This is a genomic window from Streptomyces sp. SID3212, assembly GCF_009865405.1.
In the GTDB taxonomy this organism is placed as follows: Bacteria; Actinomycetota; Actinomycetes; order Streptomycetales; family Streptomycetaceae; genus Streptomyces.
The window spans coordinates 1-2,384 of the sequence record NZ_WWJY01000409.1 but is presented as its reverse complement, the minus strand read 5'-3'; the positions used below and the strand labels follow the sequence as shown (position 1 = coordinate 2,384).

4 protein-coding genes are annotated in these 2,384 nt (G+C 71.9%); 2 read left to right on the top strand and 2 right to left on the bottom strand.

Annotation, left to right across the window (positions count from 1 at the left end):
• The coding region (locus GT042_RS12490) for an AfsA-related hotdog domain-containing protein (RefSeq protein ID WP_272925708.1) at window positions 1-449 on the top strand (449 nt) is incomplete at its 5' end.
• 167 nt (window positions 450-616) lie between these two features.
• Window positions 617-1,324, top strand: coding sequence for an HAD family phosphatase (locus tag GT042_RS12485; protein ID WP_161308776.1), 708 nt, complete (start codon window positions 617-619; stop codon window positions 1,322-1,324).
• Between the two features lie 319 nt (window positions 1,325-1,643).
• On the opposite strand, the gene GT042_RS12480 is transcribed toward GT042_RS12485, so the two are convergent.
• Complete coding sequence (locus GT042_RS12480; RefSeq protein WP_161308775.1) at window positions 1,644-2,006, bottom strand: hypothetical protein; 363 nt, start codon at window positions 2,004-2,006, stop codon at window positions 1,644-1,646.
• A gap of 91 nt (window positions 2,007-2,097) precedes the next feature.
• A partial coding sequence (locus GT042_RS12475) for a DAK2 domain-containing protein (protein WP_161308774.1) occupies window positions 2,098-2,384 on the bottom strand: 287 nt, incomplete at its 5' end.

Below are 2,384 nucleotides of genomic sequence, written 5' to 3'. Positions count from 1 at the left end.
GGTACGGCACGGTGCGCGCGGGGCGGGCCGGGACCGTCGCCCCCGGGGCGGCGCCGACGGGCCGACCGCACCCGGAGGCCGTGACGGTGGGGGTGCACACCGCGCACGACGTCCTGGTCACCCAGGGCACGGGGCCCCTGGGGGCCGGCGGTCCGGCCCCGGACGACGTCCTGCTCGTGGAGCCCGCCGACCCGCGTCACCCGTTCTTCTTCGACCACGCGTCGGACCACGTGCCCGGCATGGTCCTGCTGGAGGCGGCGCGGCAGGCGACCGCCCGGCAGAGTGGCGGAACGTTGCTTCGCCCTACCGCCGGACGGCTGAAAGCCGCGCGGTTCACCGAATTCGATCCGCCCGCGCGCATTCTCTGCGTGCCACACCACTCGACCTGCGTCTTCCGCGTCCTGCAAGGGGGCGAACAGAAAGCATTCGGCACCCTGCACTACCGGTGAAGACCCTCATCACGATCCGTGCCTCCTTGACTACGTCGAGTCGCCGTCCTTAGCGTAGCGATCGTTATGTTTTCGGCGGGCGCCGGATGAACACACTCCGCGCGCCCGCCACCCAAAGCCGCCCTCTCGGGCGCCACTCCCCCTACGCGAACGGACAAGAAATCGAAATGACGGCTTCTCGCATCCTTTCCTGGACCCCCGCGGCCATTGTTTTCGACTGCGACGGCACGCTGATGGACACCGAACGGCATTGGCAGGACGCCCGCGACCTCGTCCTCGACGGGTACGGATTCGCTCCCGCCCCCGGGTTCGCGGAGCGGGCCAAGGGCCTGCACTACACCGAGTGCGGCACGCTCATGGCGGTCGAGTCGGGACGCCCCGACCTCGCCGGGGACATGACGTCCCAGCTGCTCACGGAGTTCCGGTCGCTCGTCGCCGAGCAGCCGATGACCATGCCCGGCGCCCGGGAACTGGTCCACGACGTACGGCGGTTCGCACCGCTGGCCGTCGCCAGCAACTGCCCGGCCGAGGTGGTCGAGTCCTGCCTCGACACGGCGGGACTGCTCGACTGCTTCGACCACATCGTGGTCCCGGACGACACCATCAGGCCCAAGCCGCACCCGGACGTCTACCTCACGGCCGCCAAACTGTGCGGCGTCGACCCGGCCGACACCCTGGCCGTCGAGGACTCGCACTGCGGCGTCCAGGCCGCGGTGGGGGCCGGCATGCGCGTCCTCGGAGCGGGCTCCTGGCCCAGCCCGGAGACGGTGGCCCTGGTGGATCTGTGGGTCCGCGCCCTGGACAACCCGGAGGTACGGCTCTGGGCCTGCGACCGCATCCCCAGCCAGGCCCAGGGAGGCGTACCGGCCAGCTAGCACACCGAAGCGGGTCAGGTGCGGGACCGCCGGGAGCCGGCCCCGCGCACCCTGGCCTCGCACACCCCACACACCCTGGCCCCAGAACCGCGCGTCCCCTGGGCTCGCAGGCCCCGCGCCCCCTCGCCTCGCGACCCCCGACACCTGCCGGACACTCCCGGCCCCCCGGAAGTCAGCCGAACGGCCGTACCGGGGTCCACCACCCCGAACCGTGACCGGCTCAGCGGCGAAGAGCCTCCGCCGGGATCCTCGATGATGCCCCTCACGGTGAACGGAACGTCTCTCACGACGATCGCCGGGCTCACTTCGGGGACATGCCCTAGCACTTGTCGCCGGGCGCGCACTCGCTGTCGAGGTTCGTGAAGATCAGGAAGAACAACACGAGCACCGCGAGGGACACCACGCCCATGACGGCGAAGCGGCGGCCCGCCCGCCGGTGGCCGGCGCGCGCCACCACCAGCCCGGCGGCGGGAGCGACCAACGCTCCGCCGGCGCTGGTCGCCAACAGCAGCCCGCTGAGCCAGGTTTCCCAAGACGTCCGGCCCGAGGGGCTGGTGAGTGAGAACAGGAACGCGACCGGTGATGCCATCCACCACAGGGACAGGCCGGTGATCACCCGGTCGACCGTGGTCCGGACGGTGGGCTCCGCGTTCCTGACCGGGGCTGCACTGTCTGAGGGCATGCGCGAATCGTACAGAGCGCCCCGGGATCGGTTCACGAAGATCCCCCGCGCCCAAGTGCCTTGTGGAACAAGGTCGTTGGCCTGGGCGCCCCTACCGCGCCGCCGGGGTCGGTTCCTCCAGGTACGGAGCCAGGGTCGTCACGTTCTCCCCGGACGACGAGAACAGCAGCGCGATGCCGACCGCGCCCGGGTCCGGTACCCCTGAGGCGTGTTCCCCCACGTAGCTGGCCCGGCCCCGGCGGGCCCGGAGGCCGGCTGTGTCCCGTACGCCCTCCCAGGAGGCGGCGGCCGCACGGGACAGGGCCTGCCGCGGGTCTCCCTTCCGGTCGCACGACCGGAGGGCGGCGCAGGCGGGGGCCAGCGCGTCGACCAGCGTCT